The 18,716-nt window shown below is 73.3% G+C and carries 17 protein-coding genes and 1 riboswitch; of the genes, 15 read left to right on the top strand and 2 right to left on the bottom strand.

From position 1 onward, the window contains the following. Positions 1 to 49 precede the first annotated feature (49 nt). From lgt to NFR49_RS00285, 5 genes are all read left to right on the top strand, one after another. Positions 50 to 898, top strand: a complete 849-nt coding sequence (gene lgt, locus NFR49_RS00265) for a prolipoprotein diacylglyceryl transferase (RefSeq protein ID WP_251157719.1) — start codon at positions 50 to 52, stop codon at positions 896 to 898. Between the two features lie 95 nt (positions 899 to 993). Further along, the gene (locus NFR49_RS00270) at positions 994 to 3,093 is read left to right on the top strand and encodes an NlpC/P60 family protein (RefSeq protein ID WP_251157720.1); all 2,100 of its coding nucleotides are present in this window, start codon (positions 994 to 996) and stop codon (positions 3,091 to 3,093) included. Positions 3,094 to 3,186: 93 nt separating this feature from the next. Then, on the top strand, positions 3,187 to 5,106 hold the full coding sequence (locus NFR49_RS00275; RefSeq protein WP_251157721.1) for a L,D-transpeptidase family protein: 1,920 nt from the start codon (positions 3,187 to 3,189) through the stop codon (positions 5,104 to 5,106). A gap of 291 nt (positions 5,107 to 5,397) precedes the next feature. Then, positions 5,398 to 6,255 carry an energy-coupling factor transporter transmembrane component T gene (locus tag NFR49_RS00280; RefSeq protein WP_251157722.1) on the top strand — a complete coding sequence of 286 codons (858 nt, stop codon included), beginning with the start codon at positions 5,398 to 5,400 and terminating at the stop codon, positions 6,253 to 6,255. Between the two features lies 1 nt (position 6,256). Further along, positions 6,257 to 7,708 carry an ABC transporter ATP-binding protein gene (locus NFR49_RS00285; protein WP_251157723.1) on the top strand — a complete coding sequence of 484 codons (1,452 nt, stop codon included), beginning with the start codon at positions 6,257 to 6,259 and terminating at the stop codon, positions 7,706 to 7,708. Between the two features lie 34 nt (positions 7,709 to 7,742). Here NFR49_RS00285 and NFR49_RS00290 read toward each other — a convergent pair whose 3' ends face one another. Then, the gene (locus NFR49_RS00290) at positions 7,743 to 8,966 is read right to left on the bottom strand and encodes a cation:proton antiporter (RefSeq protein WP_251157724.1); all 1,224 of its coding nucleotides are present in this window, start codon (positions 8,964 to 8,966) and stop codon (positions 7,743 to 7,745) included. An 83-nt stretch (positions 8,967 to 9,049) separates the two neighbouring features. Here NFR49_RS00290 and NFR49_RS00295 point away from each other — a divergent pair, with 83 nt between their 5' ends. The 7 genes from NFR49_RS00295 to NFR49_RS00325 all read left to right on the top strand — a co-directional run bounded on the left by NFR49_RS00295 (position 9,050) and on the right by NFR49_RS00325 (position 14,596). Then, positions 9,050 to 9,778 carry an ECF transporter S component gene (locus NFR49_RS00295; RefSeq protein ID WP_251157725.1) on the top strand — a complete coding sequence of 243 codons (729 nt, stop codon included), beginning with the start codon at positions 9,050 to 9,052 and terminating at the stop codon, positions 9,776 to 9,778. Positions 9,779 to 9,939: 161 nt separating this feature from the next. After that, entirely contained in the window at positions 9,940 to 10,737 is a 798-nt protein-coding gene (locus NFR49_RS00300; protein WP_135977723.1) for a YebC/PmpR family DNA-binding transcriptional regulator, read from the top strand. Between the two features lie 73 nt (positions 10,738 to 10,810). Next, positions 10,811 to 11,587, top strand: a complete 777-nt coding sequence (gene amaP, locus NFR49_RS00305; protein ID WP_251157726.1) for an alkaline shock response membrane anchor protein AmaP — start codon at positions 10,811 to 10,813, stop codon at positions 11,585 to 11,587. Then, positions 11,580 to 11,957 carry a DUF2273 domain-containing protein gene (locus tag NFR49_RS00310; protein WP_251157727.1) on the top strand — a complete coding sequence of 126 codons (378 nt, stop codon included), beginning with the start codon at positions 11,580 to 11,582 and terminating at the stop codon, positions 11,955 to 11,957. The genes amaP and NFR49_RS00310 overlap by 8 nt, the downstream gene beginning before the upstream one ends. Positions 11,958 to 11,987: 30 nt before the next feature. Then, the gene (locus NFR49_RS00315; protein WP_338032512.1) at positions 11,988 to 12,509 is read left to right on the top strand and encodes an Asp23/Gls24 family envelope stress response protein; all 522 of its coding nucleotides are present in this window, start codon (positions 11,988 to 11,990) and stop codon (positions 12,507 to 12,509) included. Between the two features lie 4 nt (positions 12,510 to 12,513). Continuing rightward, positions 12,514 to 13,863, top strand: coding sequence for a MurT ligase domain-containing protein (locus NFR49_RS00320; RefSeq protein ID WP_251157728.1), 1,350 nt, complete (start codon positions 12,514 to 12,516; stop codon positions 13,861 to 13,863). Then, positions 13,856 to 14,596 (top strand): type 1 glutamine amidotransferase, encoded by a 741-nt coding sequence (locus NFR49_RS00325; RefSeq protein WP_251157729.1) that lies wholly within the window; start codon positions 13,856 to 13,858, stop codon positions 14,594 to 14,596. The genes NFR49_RS00320 and NFR49_RS00325 overlap by 8 nt, the downstream gene beginning before the upstream one ends. A gap of 441 nt (positions 14,597 to 15,037) precedes the next feature. Here the strand turns inward: NFR49_RS00325 and NFR49_RS00330 are convergent, their stop codons facing one another. Next, complete coding sequence (locus tag NFR49_RS00330) at positions 15,038 to 16,318, bottom strand: amidohydrolase (protein WP_251157730.1); 1,281 nt, start codon at positions 16,316 to 16,318, stop codon at positions 15,038 to 15,040. A gap of 65 nt (positions 16,319 to 16,383) precedes the next feature. Continuing rightward, positions 16,384 to 16,494, top strand: a riboswitch (TPP riboswitch). A gap of 53 nt (positions 16,495 to 16,547) precedes the next feature. Here NFR49_RS00330 and NFR49_RS00335 point away from each other — a divergent pair. Genes NFR49_RS00335 through NFR49_RS00345 form a run of 3 tightly spaced genes read left to right on the top strand, consistent with a single transcriptional unit; the run spans position 16,548 to position 18,716 of the window. After that, positions 16,548 to 16,877 (top strand): thiamine-binding protein, encoded by a 330-nt coding sequence (locus NFR49_RS00335; protein WP_251157731.1) that lies wholly within the window; start codon positions 16,548 to 16,550, stop codon positions 16,875 to 16,877. Continuing rightward, positions 16,870 to 17,685: an ABC transporter permease gene (locus NFR49_RS00340; protein WP_251157732.1), complete on the top strand. Its 816-nt coding sequence runs from the start codon at positions 16,870 to 16,872 to the stop codon at positions 17,683 to 17,685. The genes NFR49_RS00335 and NFR49_RS00340 overlap by 8 nt, the downstream gene beginning before the upstream one ends. Then, a complete protein-coding gene (locus NFR49_RS00345; protein ID WP_251157733.1) occupies positions 17,682 to 18,716 on the top strand; it encodes an ABC transporter substrate-binding protein in 1,035 nt (344 codons plus the stop codon). The genes NFR49_RS00340 and NFR49_RS00345 overlap by 4 nt, the downstream gene beginning before the upstream one ends.

Genomic DNA, 18,716 nt, shown 5'->3' on the forward strand with positions numbered 1-18,716 from the left:
GTCGCGCCCGCCCCTCCCGGGGCGCGGTCCGCCGCCCCTTGGAGGACCCATGCTCAACGAGCTCTACCACAGCCTGAACCCCGTCGCCTTCCAGGTGGGCCCGATCGCCGTGCGCTGGTACGGCCTCGCCTACCTGGCGGCGTTCGTCGTGGGCGGCCTCGTCATCGGGCGCATCGTCAGGCACTGGCGCCTCGACCTCTCGGCCGAGGACATCATGACGGGCGTCATCGGCGTGGCCTTCGGCGCCATCCTCGGCGGCCGCCTCGGCTACGTGCTCTTCTACGGCGCCGGCTACTACTGGGCGCACCCGCTCGAGATCCTCGCCTTCTCAGAGGGCGGCATGAGCTTCCACGGCGGTCTCGTGGGGGCGGTGGTCGGCGGCATCGTGGCCTGCCGGCCCTACCGCATCTCCATCCCCACCTTCTGCGACCTCGGCGTCATCGTGGCGCCCATCGGCCTGTTCTTCGGGCGCCTGGCCAACTTCGTCAACGGCGAGCTCTGGGGCAAGCCCACCGACCTCCCCTGGGGCGTGGTGTTCGAGACCGGCGGCGCCGTGGTCCGCCACCCCTCCCAGCTCTACGAGGCGCTCCTCGAGGGCGTCGTGCTCTTCGCCGTCCTCTACGCGCTGTCGCGGAGGCTGCCCCCGAGGCCCCAGGGGACGTTCCTCGGCTGGTTCCTCACCCTGTACGGGTGCTTCCGCATCCTCGTGGAGTTCGTCCGCGTGCCCGACGCCCAGCTGGGCTACCTCCTCGGGCCCGTCACCATGGGCCAGGTGCTGAGCCTCCCCCTCGTGGCCGTGGGCGTCGGCGTGCTGGTGTGGGCGCACCGGGCGCGGCGCCCCCAGCGGGGCCACACCTACGACGTCGCGGAGGGGAGCGACCGTCCCGCGGACTCGTGACCCCATCGCGCTTTGAACCTCCGTGCGCCTTGAATCCTTTCTTGTGATACCTTGATGAACGGTATTATATAAATATCCTGAAGAGAGGGGATTCCATGGGAAAGAGCAGGAAGGGGGCCGCGCTCGCGCTCGCGCTGACGTTAGCCCTCGGCACGGGTCTCGCCGCGGCGCCGGCCGCCGTGGCCGAGGAGGGCACGCCCGCGGCGTCCGCCGTCGCCGCCGTCGGAGCGGACGCCCAGGACACGGGGGCGGCGCCCGACCCCGCGCCGGCACCGCAGGACCCGGCCCCGGCCGACCCCGATCCGTCCGACCCCGACCCCGGTCCGGCCGAGCCCTCCGATCCCGCCCCCGCGTCCGCCGCCTTCTCGGCCACCGTGACGCTCCCGGACTCGGTGCCTGCGGCCGGATCGCTCTCCGTGAACCTCTCCCGGGACGGCGCCGTCGTCCAGACCGTGGCCGTGGGCGCGGACGGCGCCGTGGCCTTCGCCCCCGTGGAGTTCGACGCCCCCGGCACGTACGCGCTCTCCCTCTCCATGGCCCCGGCGGGCGACGGCGCCGTGGCGGTCGACGCCCGCACGGTCGCCGTGACGGTGACCGTGACGGCCTCCGACGACGGCGCGTCCCTCTCGGCCGAGGTCTCCTATGACGGGTCCGCCGAGGCGCCCACCTTCGCCTGCACCTACGTGCCCGGGTGGGTGGGCGACGGCGCCGCCCGCCGCTACCGCTTCGCCGACGGCACCTACGCCGTGTCGCGCTGGCTCGACGTCGACGGGCGCCGCTACGCGTTCGACGCCGCCGGCCACGTGCGCACCGGTTGGTACGACGAGGGCGGCCGGCGCTACTACCTGGCCCCGGCCGACGGCGCCTCGGGCCCCCGCGGCTCCATGGCGCTCGGCTGGGTCACCGTGGACGGCCGCCGCTACCTGATGGACCGCGCCACCGGTGCCCTGCGCACCGGCTGGGTCGACGACGGCGGCCAGCGCTACTACCTGCGCGTGGCGGACAACCAGTGGGGCCCGCGCGGCACGCCCGCCCAGGGTTGGCTCACCGAGGGCGGCCAGCGGTTCTACCTGCGCTGGACCGACTCGGCCGACGCGCCCGCCGGCTCCCTCGTCACGGGCTGGTTCGACGACGGCGGCCAGCGGTTCTGGTCCCGTCGCGAGGACACCTCCTGGGGTCCTAAGGGGTCCCTCGGCTCCGGCTGGCTCACCGAGGGCGGGCAGACCTACTACCTGCGCCGCTCCGACACCGCCTACGGCCCCAAGGGCAGCCTCGGCTCCGGCTGGCTCACCGAGGGCGGCCAGACCTACTTCCTGCGCCGTGCCGCCAACCAGTGGGGCCCCCGCGGCACCCTGGGCACCGGCTGGCTCGACGACGGCGGCCAGCGCTACTTCCTCCGCCGGGCCAACAGCCCCTATGGCCCCAAGGGCTCCATCGGCTCCGGCTGGCTCGACGAGGGCGGGCGCCGCTACTTCCTGCGCCGCGCCGGTAGCCCCTGGGGTCCCAGGGGGTCGCTCGGCAAGGGCTGGCTCACCGACGGCGGCAGCCGCTTCCTGCTCGACCGCGCGACGGGCGCGGCCTGCACCGGATGGGTGCGCGACGGCGGCACGTGGCACTGGTTCCGGTCCAACGGCGTCCTCGACCCGGCCCACCCCGGCAAGGAGGGGTGGCAGAACCCCTCGGGCTACTACCAGGTGTCCTGCCGCACCGTGAGCCTGGGCCTCTCGGCCTCCGTGGCGCGCAACTACTACGTCACGCCGTCCAGGATCTCGCCCTACGCGTCCAAGGCCGACTGCGTGAACGCCTTCGTGCAGCGGGCCAACGAGTACATCGGCACCCCCTACGTGTGGAACTACTCCCAGCGGCCCGGCGTGGGCGTCGACTGCATCGGCCTCGTCTACCAGTGCGCCTACGCCACGGGCATGTCCATGGGGGAGTACAACCCCTACAACCACTGGGTGACCGGCCCCAACGGCTGGCACAGCCACGACGCCAACAACGTGTGGAACAACGGCAAGATCCAGCGCCTGCCCGTGTCCTCGCGCCAGCGCGGCGACCTCGTCTTCTGGCCGGGCCACGTCGCCATCTACATCGGCGGCGACCGCATCATCGAGGCCTGGCCCGGCGCGGGCGTGCGCACGGCGAGCCTGTGGGCCCACGGCACGCCCCGCGGCATCGGGCGCCTCTACATCTAGGGCGTCGGTTCCCCTCGCGGTGTCTCCCATTTACAGACTCGATGCAGATTTGGTCTAAAGTGGGGGAGACCCTTGGAGACGAGAGGAACCCCCATGGACGTTCGCACGTCGCCGCGCGTCGCCGCGGCACTGACAGCATCGGCCCTCGCCGCCCTCCTGGCCCTGTCGCCGTCCGCCGCCTTGGCGCTGGACGGCGACGGCGCCGTCGGGGGAGCGGCGGTACCGGCCACCCTCGAGACCGTCGCCCCCGCACCGGCGGAGGTGCCCGCCGAGGCACCCGCCGAAGACGTTCCGGCGACGGACGGGGCGGACGCCGCGACGCCTGCGGCCACCCCCGCCGCCACCGTGCCGGTGACCCTCTCCGCGCGCGTCACGCTCTCCGGCCGCCCCCTCCAGGCAGGGGAGCTCTCCGTCCAGCTCCTCCGAGACGGCACCGTCGTGCAGGCCGTCCCCTGCGCCGCCGACGGCTCCGTGACCTTCGCCCCCGTGGATGTCGCCGCAGCGGGTGAGTCGGCGCTCTCGCTCCGCATGGCCCCCGCGGCGGCCGGGGTGACGGTGGACGCCCGCACGGTGCCCGTCACCGTGACCGTCGCCACCGGTCCCGACGGCGCGCCCGTCGCGACCGTCTCCTACGGCGGCGCGTCCGAGGCCCCGACCTTCTCCAACGCCTACCGGCACCCGGCCGGCTGGGAGGCCCACGGCCAGTCGCGCCGCTACTACCTTGCCGACGGCACGTACGTGGCGAGCGCCTGGCACACCGTCGACGGCCTCCGCTACCGGTTCGACGCCGAGGGCCACCCGCGCACCGGGTGGTACGAGGAGGGCGGCACCCGCTACTACCTCGACCCCGCCACCGGTGCCGCGCGCACGGGCTGGCTCGACCTCGCGGGGCAGCGCTACTACCTCGACGCCTCGGGCGCCATGAGGGTGGGCTGGGTCGACGTGGCCGGCCAGCGCTACTGGCTGCGGCGCTCCGACAGCGCCTATGGCCCCAAGGGGTCCCTCGGCTCCGGCTGGCTCACCGAGGGCGGGCAGACCTACTTCCTGCGCCGCGCCAACAGCCCCTACGGCCCCAAGGGCTCCGTGGGCTCCGGCTGGCTCATGGAGAAGGGGCAGACCTACTTCCTGCGCCGTTCCGACAACGCCTACGGCCCCAGGGGCTCCGTGGGTTCCGGCTGGCTCGACGACGGCGGCCAGCGCTACTTCCTCCGTCGGGCCAACAGCCCCTACGGCCCCAAGGGGACCGTGGGGACGGGCTGGCTCCGCGAGGGCGGCCAGACCTACTTCCTGCGCCGCGCGGGCAGCCCCTGGGGTCCCAAGGGGTCGATCGGCACCGGCTGGCTCCGCGAGGGCGGGCGCACCTACTTCCTGCGCCGCGCCGGGAGCCCCTACGGTCCCAAGGGGTCGATCGGCAGGGGCTGGCTCGCCGAGGGCGGCCGCAGGTACTACCTCGGCCCCGACGGCGCCATGTGGGTCAACCGCTGGGTCTCCGACACCTACTGGGTGGGGTCGTCCGGCGCCATGGCCACCAACTCGTGGGTCGACGGCGGCCGCTACTGGGTGGACGCCTCGGGGCGTCGCGCCCGGCCCAGCGTGCAGACCGGCATGGACGGGCGCGCCCAGTCCTACTCGAGCCCCACCCCCTACCTCGTCCTCGTCGACAACTCCGCCAACCGCGTGGGCGTCTACCGCGGCGGCCGGGGCAGCTGGACCAAGGTGCGCTTCATGACGTGCAGCTGCGGCAAGCCCTCCACGCCCACGGTGCGCGGCACCTTCTCGGTGGGCTCTAAGGGCTACTCCTTCGGCGAGAACAAGGGCTACAGCTGCTACTACTGGACGCAGTTCCACGGCGACTACCTGTTCCACTCCATCCTGTACAACCCCTACACGCGGGTGGTGCAGGACGGCCGCCTGGGCGCGAGCCTGAGCCACGGGTGCGTGCGCCTGGCCATCGACGACGCCAAGTGGATCCACGACACCATCCCCCGCGGGACGACGGTGGTCTCCTACTAGGGGCGCCGGGCGCGGGCCGTGCCGTCGCGGCCGCCCCTTCCCGGAAGCCGTTCCGGGAAGGGGGCAAGCCACAAGGTCTGAAACCGACCCTTCCCAGATTCGCTTCTGGGAAGGGTTTCTCTTCCCGGAAGCCGTTCCGGGAAGGGTCCGCCCCGCAACCGGCGTGATCCCTCCTTCCCGGAAGCGCTTCCGGGAAGGGCGGCGGGCCTCCCGGCCCCCGGGCGCCCCGCGCCCTGTTACCCTTGGGTCTTGCAGGCGAGCGGGGAGGTGCCGGTGCGGAGAAGAGATCGGGTGGCAGGGCCGGCGCCGCACCCTGCCGTGCGGGCCCTCTGGTGCGCCGCCTGCCTCACGGCCGCCATGGGGACGTTCGAGCCCGCGGTGCTCGCCCTGTCGCTCGCCCTCGCGGCGGCGTCGTCCCTCGTGTGCCGGGGTGCCGCGGCCACGGCGGCCTCGCTTGCGGCGGCCCTCCCCCTCATGGCCCTCGTGGCCGTGGTGAACCCCCTCGTCTCGCCGGTGGGCGAGACGACCCTGCTCTCCGTGGGGTCCCTGGAGGTGCGCCTCGAGGCCGTGGCCTGGGGGCTCGCCATGGGCGCCATGGTGGCCGGCGCCATGCTCTGGGCCCAGGCGTGCGCCGCCGTGCTCCCGGCCGACGACCTCCGCGACCTCCTCGGCGGCGTGCTGCCCACCCTGGGCCTCGCCCTCTCCATGGTGGTGCGCCTCGTGCCCGAGCTCCTGTCCCGGGCCCGCGCCTCCAAGGACGCCCGGGCCGCATGCACCTGCGCCGGCGACGGCGGGGCGGCATCAGCCCTCTCCCGCGCCGTGGACCGCACCGGCGCCATGGTGGGTTGGGCGCTGGGCGAGTCCGTGGAGCGGGCGTCTTCCATGGCGTCGCGCGGGTGGGGGTCGGGCCGGCGCACCCACTGGCGCCCCCGGCGCTGGACCGCCGGCGACCGGTGGGCCCTCGTCGCCGTGGCCGTCGTCTCCGCCGCTGGCGTGGGCTGCGCCCTCTGGCTCGGGTCGCTCTGGACCTACACGCCGTCCATGGGGGCGTTCGGCCCCTGGGCGGCCTACCTGCCCGTGGCGCTCCTGTTCTCGCTGCCGTGCCTCACGGCGGCCGCGGACGCCCTCGCGGCGCGCGGGGAGGCCTGAGATGGGCCGGTCTGAGATGGGACCCGTCGCGGCCGCGCCCGCCGTCGAGTGGCGCGACGTCTCGTTCTCCTACCCCGCTGACGACCCCGCGGGCGGTGCCGCCGCGCCGGGCGCCCTCGGGGCCCCGGTGCTCTCCGGGGCGTCCCTCGCGGTGCCCCGGGGCGCGTTCTGCCTGCTCGTGGGCGCCACAGGGTCGGGCAAGTCCACGCTCCTGCGCCTCGCCAAGCCCGAGGTGGCGCCGGTGGGGGAGCTGTCGGGCTCCGTGGAGGTGCTCGGCCGGCCAGTGCGCGGACTCTCCGTCAGGGAGTCGGCCCTCGCGCTGGGGCTCGTGACCCAGGACGCCTCTGCCCAGCTCGTGTGCGACACCGTGGGGGCCGAGATGGCCTTCGCCCTCGAGAACCTCGGGACGGACCCCGCCGCCATGGGGCGTCGCCTGGCGGAGGCCTGCTGCTTCTTCGGCGTCGACGGCTGGCTCCACACCCCGGTGGCCGAGCTCTCCGGCGGACGCCGGCAGCTGGCCGTGCTCGCGGCCGCCATGGTCCTGCGCCCGCAGGTGCTCCTGCTCGACGAGCCCACGGCCCAGCTCGACCCTGTGGCGGAACGCACGTTCCTGCACGGGCTCTTCCGTGTGAACCGGGAGCTCGGCGTCACCGTGGTGGTGGCCACCCACCGCCCGGCCCCGATGGCGCCCTACGCCACCATGGCCGCGGAGGTGGCCGGGGGCGGGGTGCGCACCGTGGAGCCCGGCGCCCTCGCCGGGGAGCCCGCCGTCCTCTGCCCCCTGCCCGAGCCGGGCGACGTGGCCCTGGAGGCCCGCGACCTCTGGGTGCGTTACGGGTCCGGCCGGCCGTGGGTGCTCTCGGGATGCTCGGCCGAGGTGCGCTCCGGGGAGGTCCGCGCCCTCGTGGGCGGCAACGGGTGCGGCAAGTCCACGCTCGTGAGGACGCTCGCCGGGATTCTGCGCCCGCGACGGGGGAGCGTGCGCGACGCCGGCGCCGCGCGGCGCGGCTACGTGCCCCAGGACCCGCGGGAGGTGCTCGGCGCCGGCACCGTGGGCGGCGAGCTCACGGCGTGGGGGCCGGGGGCGGGGTTCTCGGAGAGGGAGGCCAGGGCCATGGCGGAGCGCGTGGGGCTGCTCGGGCTCTGGGGCCGCGACGCCGCCGAGCTCTCCGGCGGCCAGCGCCAGCTCCTCGCCGTGGCCAAGGTGCTGCTCTGCCGCCCGCGGACGCTGCTGCTCGACGAGCCGGTGAAGGGCCTGGACCGGGCCGCGCGGGAGACCGTGGCCTCCCTCGTGGCGGAGCGGGCCGCGGCCGGGGCGGCCGTGGTGGCGGCCACCCACGACCTGGCGTTCGCCCGTGACTGCTGCACGACGGTCTCCATGGTCTTCGACGGGGCCCTCGTGGGCACGGCGCCGGCCGACGCGTTCTTCCGGGAGTCGGTGTTCTTCTCCTGATCCGCGGCTCCGCCGGGCACGCGGGTGCGCGGCCTCAGGCGTCCACGTCGTCCGTGGCGTCGGCCGAGGCGCCCTCGACGGCCGCCTCGCCGTCCACCCGGCCGATGAGGCGCGTCACGACGGGCACGGCCACCGTGGTGAGGGCGGCGGCGAACACGAGCACATTGGCGATGTGCGGCGTCATGTCGCCGGCCTCCACGGCCACCGACGTCATGGCCACGACGGTGGACATGGCGGTGCAGGAGTAGACGGCCACGTTGACGCGGCGCAGCGGAGCCATGGACCGCGTCTCGGGCGCCAGCGAGAGCGACACGAGACAGGGCACGCCGCGCACGAGGATGAGCAGGCAGATGAAGCCCAGGATCACGAGGGGCTCCGAGCCGCCCTCGAAGATGTCGATGGAGGCGCCCGACATCACAAAGGCCACCGGGATGAAGAACCCGTTGGCCACGGCCTGGACCATGGGCATCACGGTCGTGTCGTCCTCGCCCACGAGCTGCCGCAGGATGAAGCCGGCGGCGAAGCCCGCCACGATCATGTCGGCGCCGAGGATGACGCCCAGGGCCACGAACCCCACGAGCACGCAGATCACGAGGCGCAGCATCATCTGGCCGGCGCCGCTGCCGTCGCGCACGAAGGCGTCCAGGCGCGTGCGGCGCTCCTCCTCGTGGCGCGCGAGCCGGGCGCTGACCAGCGCCAGCACCACGAAGAGCCCGATGATGCCCAGCTCCACCAGGGGGGAGCGCTCCTCCAGCAGCAGGGCCACGGCCATGACGGGCAGCAGCTCGCCGGTGGCGCCGTAGGACTCCACGATGCGGCCCATGGGGGTGTCCAGGGCGCGGCGCTCCTTGAGGATGCCCTCCACCTTGGAGAAGGCCGTGGACGTGAGCGAGATGGCGAACGCCACGAGGGCCCTCCAGGAGAAGTCGAACGGCAGCGCCCAGGCCACGAGCAGGCCGAGGGCGAAGCTCGCCAGCCAGGAGAGGGCCGCATGGCGCCCGGTGGTGCCGAGCACCTCCTCGGGGGCGAGGCCGTAGCCGCCTATGAGGAACAGGAACGCGAGGCCCAGCTGACGCAGGAGCGGCAGCCCCGGCGCCGCGGGGTCGACGAGGTGCGCCCCGTGGGGGCCGAGGAGCGCGCCCAGGATGAGGATGAACGCGCTCGCCTGCAGCCACCTCCCGGGGACGAGGTCGGCCAGGAAGGGGCCGACGAACGCCACGAGGCAGATGACGGCCAATGAGAAGAGCGACGTTGCCATGGGCATGCCTTAGGACTCGGTGTGGTTTCATGGGGCGGGGCCCGGTGGGCTCCGACGGTCTGTACCCACGGAAGGGGGTCGCCATGGTCATGGACGGCGAGGGCGCGGCGCCGGGAGGCCCCGCGGGCGCCCGGCATGCCCGGGGGCGCGCCCTGGAGGCCGCCTGCCTCGCGGCGCCCCCGGCGGTGCTCGTGGCCGCCGTGCTCGCCGGCGGGGCGTGGGCCGTCCCCGCCCTGGCGGTGGCCGCCGCGTCGGTGGGCCTGGTGCTCGCCGGCTGGGAGCGCTCGGTGCCGGCGCTCCGCCAGCTCCTGCCCGCGGTCACGCTCGCGGCCGCCGCCACGGCGGGCCGCATCCTCCTCGCCGCCGTGCCCGACGTGAAGCCCGTCTCCGCCATCGTCATCCTCTGCGGGGCGTGCCTGGGGCGGCGTCCGGGATTCCTCTGCGGGGCGCTCGCCGCCCTGGCCTCCAACCTCTTCTTCGGCCAGGGCATGTGGACCCCCTGGCAGATGTACGCCTGGGGCCTCATGGGCTACGTCGCCGGCGCCCTGGCGGACCGCGGGCTCCTCGCCCGCCGGGGGGCGCTCTGTGCCTACGGGTTCCTCTCGTGCATGGCCTACGGGGCGGTCCTCGACGCCTACACCGCCGTGGGGTTCGTGCGCCCGCTCACCCCGGCGTCGCTCCTCGGCTGCTGGGCGGCCAGCATCCCGTTCGACGTGGTCCACGGCCTGTCCACCGTGGCCTTCCTCCTGGCCGTGTGGGTGCCGTGGGGGCGCGCCATCCGCCGCACCGAGACGCGTTACGGCCTCCGCTAGGGCCGCCCGGGGCCGGGTCCCCATGTGATGGGGGAGTGCACGGCGGTTAGGCCGCGCGGCCCCGTGGTATCCTTCGTAAGGTTATGCGTCACCGTCGCGCCGGCGGGACGCGGACGTTCGATCATGTGGCGCAGCGGTGCGCCCGTCGAGAAGGAGTTTGCATGTCCGGACACTCTAAGTGGGCCACCACCAAGCACAAGAAGGCCGCCATCGACGCCAAGCGCTCGGCGCTCTTCTCCAAGCTCTCGCGCAACATCACCGTTGCCGCCAAGCTCGGTGGCGACCCCAACCCGGACAACAACGCGTCGCTCGCCGCCGCCGTCGCCCGCGCCCGCATGGTCTCCATGCCCAACGCCAAGATCAAGGCGGCCATCGACAAGGCCTTCGGCGCCGGTGCCGACGCCGCCGTCTACGAGAACGTGACCTACGAGGGCTACGGCCCCGCCGGCGTCGCCGTCTACGTGGAGTGCCTCACCGACAACCGCAACCGCACCGCGGCCGACGTCCGCTCCGCCTTCTCCCACGCCGGCGGCAACCTGGGCACCTCCGGCTCCGTGGCCTTCCAGTTCGAGCGCAAGGGCTCCATCGCCGTGGACAAGGTCATCAAGAGCGAGGAGAAGAAGGTCGCCGACCGCGAGAACGCGGTGGACGAGGACGAGTTCATGATGGCCGTGGCCGAGGCCGGCGGCGACGACTACGAGGACGCCGGCGAGCAGTGGATCGTCTGGACCGCCTACGACAAGATGCAGGACGTCCAGAAGGCCCTCGAGGCCCAGGGCATCGAGGTCAAGGGCTCCGAGCTCACCATGGTGCCCACCACCCCCACCCAGGTGGCCGTGGCCGACGCCAAGAAGGTCCAGCGCCTCGTCGACCGCCTCGACGAGCTGGAGGACGTGCAGAACGTCTACAACACCATGGAGATGACCGACGAGATCGTCGCCGCCCTCGACGAGGAGTAGCGCGGCCGGTCCCGTACCGGCCCCGGCGGCCCTGCGCCGTCGGGGCCTTCCTGTACCCGTCGAGGAGGGCGCGATGAACGGATTCAAACGGTTCTGCCTGGTCGTGTTCGCCGTCTGCGGGACGCTCGTCCTGGCGGCGCTGCTCCTGCCGTGGATCGGCCCCTGGACCGTCGAGGCCGCAGGCCTCATCTCGCTCGACTGGTACCTCTTCCTCATCGAGCTCTTCGCGCTGGTCTGCGCCGTCGGCTTCGTGTGCGCCGTCGTGGTGGCCGTGCGCTCCAAGCGCCCCTCGGACATCGAGGTCCTGGACGGCGACGGCGGCCGCGTCTCCATCGCCCGCTCCGCCGTGGCGAGCCAGGCCACCTACCTCGTGGAGGCCGACGGCACCTGCGTGGCCGCCAAGGTCGTCGTCGACGTGCGCCACGACACCGTGGACGTCGCCGTGTGGGTGGAGCCCTACCGCTCCCTCGACGTCCGGGCCGAGGCGGAGAGGCTCCAGGTGCGCCTGCGCCAGGGGCTCGAGGTGCTCGTGGGCGACCGCCTGGGCGACATCACCCTGCGGTTCCTGGAGCCCCGCCAGACCTCCGACATCACGCCGGGCCGCGACGTGCGCGAGGCCCGCGGCGCCGACAGCTCCTACGTCCCCACCGCCGTCCACGAGGCCGACCGCGCCGTGCGCCACGCGTCCGGGGCCGCCCCCGAGCGCCCGCAGGACTTCGGCGTGGCCGTGCCCATGAAGGGCCACGGCGCGCCCGCGCAGCCCCCGGCGGCCGACGACGACGCCCCGTCCGCCGTGTCCGTGAGGGTGGAGCCCTCCGAGTCCCGGAAGGGGGTCGAGACCGATGGCTGACAAGACGGCCGACAGGAACGCCGCCCCGCGCGTCACCGTGGAGGTCGACGGCGCCGACGTCGACGTCAGGGACGCCCCCGCGCCCGACCCGCGCGCCTCCGGCGCCGAGGCGCGCCGCCGTGCCGCGGCCGCCCGCGACGCCGCCGCCACCTGGGTGGACGGCGCGTTCCCCGGGCACCGCAACGCGGTGCTCTTCGGCGCCCTGGGCTTCGTCTGCGCCCTGCTCATCTTCTGGATCGGGTTCTTCCAGGCGCTGCTCGTGGCCGTCTTCGTGGTGTGCGGCGTGGCCTTCGGGCAGTGGCTCGACGGCGACCCCCGAATCGTGAACGGCGTCAAGCGCCTGCTCGGACCCGGCAACGACCCCCGCTGACCCGTCCCGGCAGAGACAAGGAGCTAGATCATGGCAACCAAGAAGAGCCAGGCACCCACCGACGCTGCCGGGATCGACGCCCGCGCCGCCGCCCCGGCCCCCGCGGACTCCTCGATCATGCGCGTCGAGGTGGCCCCCCTGGCCGAGACCGACGCGGACGACGACCTCGTGGAGGACGTGGACTCCGAGGACTCCCTCACCTTCTCCAACGGCGTCATCGAGAAGATCGTGGCCATCGCCTGCCGCGACGTCCCGGGCGTCTGCGGCATGAAGGGCGGCTTCTTCAAGCGCGTGCAGGAGACCTTCACCGGCACGGACCCCACCAAGGGCGTCTCCGTGGAGGTCATGCAGGACAACTCCGTGCGCGTGAACATCTCCATCCTCATGGAGTACGGCGCCTACGCCCCGCAGGTGTTCGAGGACGTCAAGAAGGCCGTCATCCGCGAGCTCTCGTCCATGACGGGGCTCGAGGTTTCCGGCGTGAACCTGCGCATCGAGGACGTCATCGCCCCCGGCGAGCTCGAGGCCGCCGAGGCCCAGGAGAGGGACTAGGGCCATGACCCTGCGCTCCTCCGTCGCCCAGGCAGCCGGCCGCGCCACCGCCTGGGGCCTGCGCTCCGTGCTGCACCGCAGCGCCTCCCAGCTGCCGGGCCGCGTGGGCCTGGCCATCGACCCGAACCTGCTCTCGGAGCTCTCCGCCAAGCTCTCCGACGGCGCCATCGTGGTCTGCGGCACCAACGGCAAGACCACCACCAACAACGTGCTCGCCGCCGCCGTGGAGGAGTCGGGCGCCACGGTGCTCTGCAACCGCGCCGGCGCCAACATGGAGCCCGGCGTCACGGCCGCGCTGCTGCCCGGCAAGGGCGCCGACTGGGCCGTCATGGAGGCCGACGAGCTCTCCTGCGTGCGGATCCTGCCGGCGCTCAAGCCGCGCTACCTCGTGCTGCTCAACCTCTTCCGCGACCAGCTCGACCGCGCGGGCGAGATCGACCGCGTGCAGGACTCCATCGCCCGGGCGCTGGCGTCTTCCCCCGGCACGACGCTTGTGGCCTGCGGCGACGACCCGCTCTGCGTGGGCGTGGCCGAGCGGCTCCACGGCTCCAACCCCTGCCTGTTCTTCGGCATCGACGAGGCCCTGGGCCTGCCGTCCGACCGCGTGCCCGAGGCCCGGTTCTGCCAGGTGTGCGGCGCCGAGCTCGACTACACCTACCGGCACTACGCCCAGCTGGGCGACTTCGCCTGCCCCAACGGCGACTTCTCCCGGCCGGAGCTCGCCTGGCGGGCCACCGGCGTAGAGGTGGGCCGCGAGGGCGTGGCCTTCGACGTCTCCGGCAGGGGCATCGACGGCACCGTGCGCGTGCACGCGGGCTTCGGCGGCGTGTACATGGTCTACAACCTGCTGGCGGCCCTGGCCGGCGCCGTGCTCTGCGGCGTTGACCCGGCCACGTTCCAGCGGGCCCTCGACGGCTACCGCCCCGAGAACGGCCGCCTGCAGCACTTCTCCGTGGACGGCCGCGAGGTGGTGCTCAACCTCGCCAAGAACCCCACGGGCTTCAACCAGAACATCTCCCTCATGCTCGCCGACCCCCGGCCCAAGGCCGCGTTCTTCGTCGTCAACGACGACTACAACGACGGCAAGGACATCTCCTGGATCTGGGACGTGGACTTCGAGCGCCTCGGTGCGGAGGAGGCGCTCTCCCTTGTGGTCGGCGGCCACCGCGCCAACGACCTCCAGGTGCGCATGAAGTACGCCGGGCTGCCGGCGCCCATCGCCCTGACCGTGGCCGACGCCCTCTCCGCCCTCGGCGACCTCCCTGAGGGGCGGCCCCTGTACGTGCTCACCAACTACTCGGCCCTCTGGCCCGCCAAGGCCGAGCTCGAGAGGATCGGTGAGCGCCGTGGCTAGGTCGCTGAACATCGTCCACCTGTACCCGGAGCTGCTCAACCTCTACGGCGACGGCGGCAACATCATCACGCTGACCAAGCGCCTGGAGTGGCGCGGCCTCGGGGCCCGCGTGGCCGAGGTGGCCATCTCCGACACCCCCACGTTCGCCGACGCCGACATCGTCTTCATCGGCGGCGGCTCCGACCGCGAGCAGGCCATCGTGTGCGAGCACCTCCTTGAGCGCAGGGCCGAGCTCTCGTCCTTCGTGGAGGACGGCGGCGTGCTCCTAGCCGTCTGCGGCGGCTACCAGCTGCTGGGCCACTCCTACGTCATGGGCGACGACGTTCTCGAAGGCCTGGGTCTCGTGGACATGGAGACCCGCCGCGGTGCCCCGCGCCTCATCGGCAACGTGGCGGTGGAGAGCCCCGTGTCGCCCCAGCCCGTGGTGGGCTACGAGAACCACGGCGGCCGCACGACCCTCGGCGATGGCGTGGAGCCCCTGGGCCGCGTGGTCTTCGGCCACGGCAACGACGGCGAGTCGGGGGAGGAGGGCTGCCTCTACCGGAACGTGCTCGGCACCTACGTCCACGGCCCGCTGCTGCCCAAGAACCCCGGCGTGGCCGACTGGCTGCTGTCCCGCGCCCTGGACAGGCGCTGCGGCGACGGCTCGCTGGACCCCCTGGACGACGCCGTGGAGCTGGCCGCCAACAAGGTCATGGTGGACAGGTTGCTCAACGGCGAGGAGAAGGAGTAGCCGTCCCACCACCCGGACACTTTTGTCCCAATGGTCGGGCACTTTTGTCCCAACTTGACGCCTGGCGGGGCCATGGCGGGCTTGCCGGTCCGTCCTGTCTTGCAGGGGGTGCCTCGGGGGAGCGCCCTGGGGGCAACGTCCCCCTATAGGGGCACCCTGTGCGGGGGACTTGCTCCAACACCCAGATAAAGGGTGCCGCATCACCCTTCAACGCCCTTTTGCGTGCGAGAAGTCCCCCTCCAGCGGGTCTTTGGTCCGAAAACGCGCTGGTGTGCGCCCTGTATGGGGCCCTTGTCGCAAGGGGCCGTCGTAGGGGGCGCTTGGAGGGTGACCGAACACGCGGGGTTGCCCGTGAAGGGCGACCGAGCCCGCAGGCCTGCCCGTGACGCCCCGCCCGGCATGCGCGCGGGCACTCGGCGGGCACGCCCCCGCCGGCGGCCGTCACCCCGCCAGGAAGTCCACCGCGAACTGCGCCGCCAGCCTCACGCCGTCCACCAGCACCCTCTCGTCGGGGTTGTAGTGGCAGGAGTGCTGCGGCCAGCAGTGGTCGGTCCCCGTGGTGGAGCAGCCCAGGAACACGAAGCACCCGGGCACCTCGAACAGGTACTCCGAGAAGTCCTCGCCGGGCATGGACCCGCGGTACGAGACCAGCGCCTCCTCGCCCAGCACCTCCCAGGCCGCCCGCCGGGCCACCTCGGTCACCGCCGGGTCGTTCACCACGGCCCAGCTCCCCAGGGTGTAGTCGGTCACGCGGGCCGAGCACCCGAAGGCCTCGGCCGTGTCCTCCACGATGCGCTTCATGAGCAGCGGCACCCGCGCGTGGACCTCGGGGTCGAACGTGCGCACCGTGCCCTCGAGCCAGGTGCTCCCGGCGATGACGTTCCGGGCCGTGCCGCCGTGGAACTGCCCCACGGTGACCACCACGGGCTCGAACGGCGACACCTGACGGCTCACCACGGTCTGTAGCTGCTCCACGATGGCGGCGCCGGCCACCACGGCGTCGGCCCCGCGGTGGGGGAGCGCGCCGTGGGCCGAGGTGCCGGTGACCTCCACGCGCCACCAGTCGGCGTTGGCCATGCGGGGCCCGGGCTCCACCGAGACCGTGCCGCTTGGCAGCTCGCTCCAGATGTGGCAGCCCCACGCCGCGTCCACGCCGTCGCACACGCCGGCCTCCACCAGCATGCGGGCACCCTGGGAGCACTCCTCGGCGGGCTGGAACACCAGGCGCACCTCTCCGGCGAGGAGGTCGCGGTTGGCCTGGAGCACGGCGGCGGCGCCCAGGAGCATGGCGGCGTGGCAGTCGTGGCCGCAGGCGTGCATGAGGCCGGGGGAGAGCGAGGAGAACGGCAGCCCGGTGTCCTCGGCCACGGGCAGGGCGTCGATGTCGGCCCGGAGCAGCACGCGCCTGCGGGCCGTGCCGTCCTGCCCGTAGGCGCCGGGCGCCGTGCCGCGCACCGTGGCCACCACGGCGTTGGGGAGCGGTATGGCGTGCTCCACGCCCAGGGCCGCGAGCTGGGCCGCGACGGCCGCGGCGGTGCCGGTCTCCTCCAGGGAGGCCTCCGGGTGCGCGTGGAACCAGCGGCGCAGCCCGATCACCGCTCCCTCCACGGCGTCGGCGGCGGCCGTCACGCGGGCGGCGCCCCCACGGCCGGGGTCGGTGCCCGCTGGCGCGGCGGCGAGCGGGGCGGTGTCCAGGACGTCGGCGAGCGGGTCTGCGGCCATGGGTCCTCCTCGGGGTCGTGGTGTCCCTAGGATAGCGCCCGCGCGACCGGCCGGCTGGGCTATACTCCAACCGAACGGGGGGCTGGCGCACGCCGGCTGAGATTGGGCCCATCGCGGCCCTGACCCGCAACCTGATCTGGGTAATGCCAGCGTAGGGACCACAGCGCTCGTGACACGAGGGTCCCGGTCGAGGCGGGGCCCTTTTTCTCCCCGCCGGAGAGGAGCGCGTATGCAGTGTGCCGTAGCCATCCAGGTCCTTCCCATGGACGCCGCCTCCGACGACGAGGTGGTGCGCATCGTCGACGAGGTCATCGACTACCTCAGGGCCCAGCCCGTGAGCCTGTTCGTGGGGCCGTTCGAGTCCACCGTCGAGGGAGACTACGACCTCTGCATGGACATCCTGAAGGCCTGCCAGGAGATCGCCGTCAAGGCCGGCGCCGGCAAGGTCATGACCTACGCCAAGATCGACGTCCGCGCCGAGGAGCCCATGCTCACCACGGAGCGCAAGGTGGGCAAGTACGCCGGCCTCAACGCGCGCTTCGACGCCGACCATGCCTGATTTCCCCGCCCGTCGGGCCACCGCGCCCGCCCGCGCCGCCGCCCGCCCGCGCCGCCGCTGGGTGGCGCCCACGGTGGCCGTGGCCGTGCTGCTCGTCGCCTGGCAGGCTGTGGTGTCGCTGGGCGTCGTGCCGTCGTTCCTGCTGCCCGGGCCCGTGGACGTCGCCCGCGCCCTCGTGGACGACGCGCCGCTGCTCGCCTCCCACGCGCTCGTGACCATGGCCGAGGCCCTCGCCGGCCTCGCCCTGGGCGTGGCCGCGGGCTTCCTCATCGCCTGTGCCATGGAGCGGTTCGGCCCCCTCAGGCGCGCCCTCCAGCCCCTGGTCACCGTGAGCCAGACCATCCCCACCGTGGCCATCGCGCCGCTCCTCGTGCTCTGGCTGGGCTACGGCATGCTGCCCAAGGTGCTGCTCGTGGCCCTCACCACGTTCTTCCCGGTGACCGTGGCCCTGGCCGAGGGCTTCGCCTCGGCCGACCCCGACGCCTGCGACCTGCTCCGCACCATGGGCGCCTCGCGCCTCCAGGTGTTCCGCTACGCCAAGCTGCCGGCGGCCATGGGGTCGTTCTTCGGCGGCCTGCGCATCAGCGTGACCTACGCCGTGGTGGGCGCCGTGGTGGCCGAGTGGCTCGGCGGCTTCGACGGCCTGGGCGTCTACATGACGCGCGTGCGCAAGTCCTACTCCTACGACCAGATGTTCGCGGTCATCGCGATCATCTCAGCCCTGTCCCTCGCGCTCATGGCGGCCGTCGACGCGCTCGCGCGCCTGGCCATGCCCTGGCGCCGCCACGGAAGGAACCCCCAACCATGACCGGCATCCCCCGTCGAACCCTGATCGAGACCGCCCTCCTCGCCCCCGCCGCCTGCGCCCTGGCCGCGTGCGCCGGTGCGGGCGGCACTTCCGGCTCCGGCACCCCCGAGGACCCCGATAAGCTCACCTTCGTGCTCGACTACACCCCCAACACCAACCACACCGGCATCTACGTGGCCATGGAGAAGGGCTGGTACAGGGAGCAGGGCATCGAGCTGGAGGTCGTGCAGCCGCCCGAGGACGGCGCCGACGCCCTCGTGGGCTCCGGGCGCGCCCAGCTGGGCATGGGCTACCAGGACGTCATGGCCAACTACCTGGGCAGCGACGACCCGCTGCCGGTGACCGCGGTCGCGGCCGTGGTGCAGCACAACACGAGCGGCATCATCTCCCGCAAGGGCGACGGCGTCACGCGGCCGGCGGCCCTGGCGGGCAGGCGCTACGGCACGTGGGACCAGGACGTGGAGAAGGCCATCGTGAGGAGCGTGGTGGAGACGGACGGCGGCGACTGGTCCCAGGTGGAGCTCGTGCCCGCCAACTCCACCGACGAGGTCACCGGCCTCAAGGCCGACCAGTTCGACGCCATCTGGTGCTTCGAGGCCTGGGCCGGGCAGAACGCCAAGGTCCAGGACTACCCCGTGGACTACTTCGCCTTCCGCGACATCGACCCGCGGTTCGACTACTACACGCCGGTCATCGTCGCCAACGACACCTTCCTCGCCGAGCAGCCGGACACCGTGCGGAGGTTCCTCGACGCCACGGCCAAGGGCTACCTCTACGCCTCCGAGCACGCGGACGAGGCCGCCGACATCCTCGTGGAGGCGGCCCCCGAGGTGGACCCCGAGCTCGCTCGCGCCTCCCAGGAGTACCTCGCCGACAAGTACGTGGCCGACGCCCCCCGCTGGGGCTACATCGACCCGGAGCGCTGGGCCTCGTTCTACACGTGGATGAACGACCAGGGCCTCACGCCGGAGAGGCTGGACCCCCAGGGCGGCTTCACGAACGACTACCTGCCCGACGGCGACGGTGAGTGA

It is taken from the genome of Caniella muris (genome assembly GCF_943193035.1).
GTDB lineage: Bacteria > Actinomycetota > Coriobacteriia > Coriobacteriales > Atopobiaceae > Granulimonas > Granulimonas faecalis.

Excerpts from the sequence above, each read along its gene's own strand:
- lgt (WP_251157719.1), top strand. The coding sequence starts at position 50 with ATGCTCAACGAGCTCTACCACAGCCTGAACCCCGTCGCCTTCCAGGTG.
- NFR49_RS00335 (WP_251157731.1), top strand. The coding sequence starts at position 16,548 with ATGCAGTGTGCCGTAGCCATCCAGGTCCTTCCCATGGACGCCGCCTCC.
- NFR49_RS00315 (WP_338032512.1), top strand. The coding sequence starts at position 11,988 with ATGGCAACCAAGAAGAGCCAGGCACCCACCGACGCTGCCGGGATCGAC.
- NFR49_RS00295 (WP_251157725.1), top strand. The coding sequence starts at position 9,050 with ATGGTCATGGACGGCGAGGGCGCGGCGCCGGGAGGCCCCGCGGGCGCC.
- NFR49_RS00340 (WP_251157732.1), top strand. The coding sequence starts at position 16,870 with ATGCCTGATTTCCCCGCCCGTCGGGCCACCGCGCCCGCCCGCGCCGCC.
- NFR49_RS00310 (WP_251157727.1), top strand. The coding sequence starts at position 11,580 with ATGGCTGACAAGACGGCCGACAGGAACGCCGCCCCGCGCGTCACCGTG.
- NFR49_RS00290 (WP_251157724.1), bottom strand. The coding sequence starts at position 8,966 with ATGGCAACGTCGCTCTTCTCATTGGCCGTCATCTGCCTCGTGGCGTTC.
- NFR49_RS00275 (WP_251157721.1), top strand. The coding sequence starts at position 3,187 with ATGGACGTTCGCACGTCGCCGCGCGTCGCCGCGGCACTGACAGCATCG.
- NFR49_RS00345 (WP_251157733.1), top strand. The coding sequence starts at position 17,682 with ATGACCGGCATCCCCCGTCGAACCCTGATCGAGACCGCCCTCCTCGCC.
- NFR49_RS00285 (WP_251157723.1), top strand. The coding sequence starts at position 6,257 with ATGGGCCGGTCTGAGATGGGACCCGTCGCGGCCGCGCCCGCCGTCGAG.
- amaP (WP_251157726.1), top strand. The coding sequence starts at position 10,811 with ATGAACGGATTCAAACGGTTCTGCCTGGTCGTGTTCGCCGTCTGCGGG.
- NFR49_RS00270 (WP_251157720.1), top strand. The coding sequence starts at position 994 with ATGGGAAAGAGCAGGAAGGGGGCCGCGCTCGCGCTCGCGCTGACGTTA.
- NFR49_RS00300 (WP_135977723.1), top strand. The coding sequence starts at position 9,940 with ATGTCCGGACACTCTAAGTGGGCCACCACCAAGCACAAGAAGGCCGCC.
- NFR49_RS00320 (WP_251157728.1), top strand. The coding sequence starts at position 12,514 with ATGACCCTGCGCTCCTCCGTCGCCCAGGCAGCCGGCCGCGCCACCGCC.
- NFR49_RS00330 (WP_251157730.1), bottom strand. The coding sequence starts at position 16,318 with ATGGCCGCAGACCCGCTCGCCGACGTCCTGGACACCGCCCCGCTCGCC.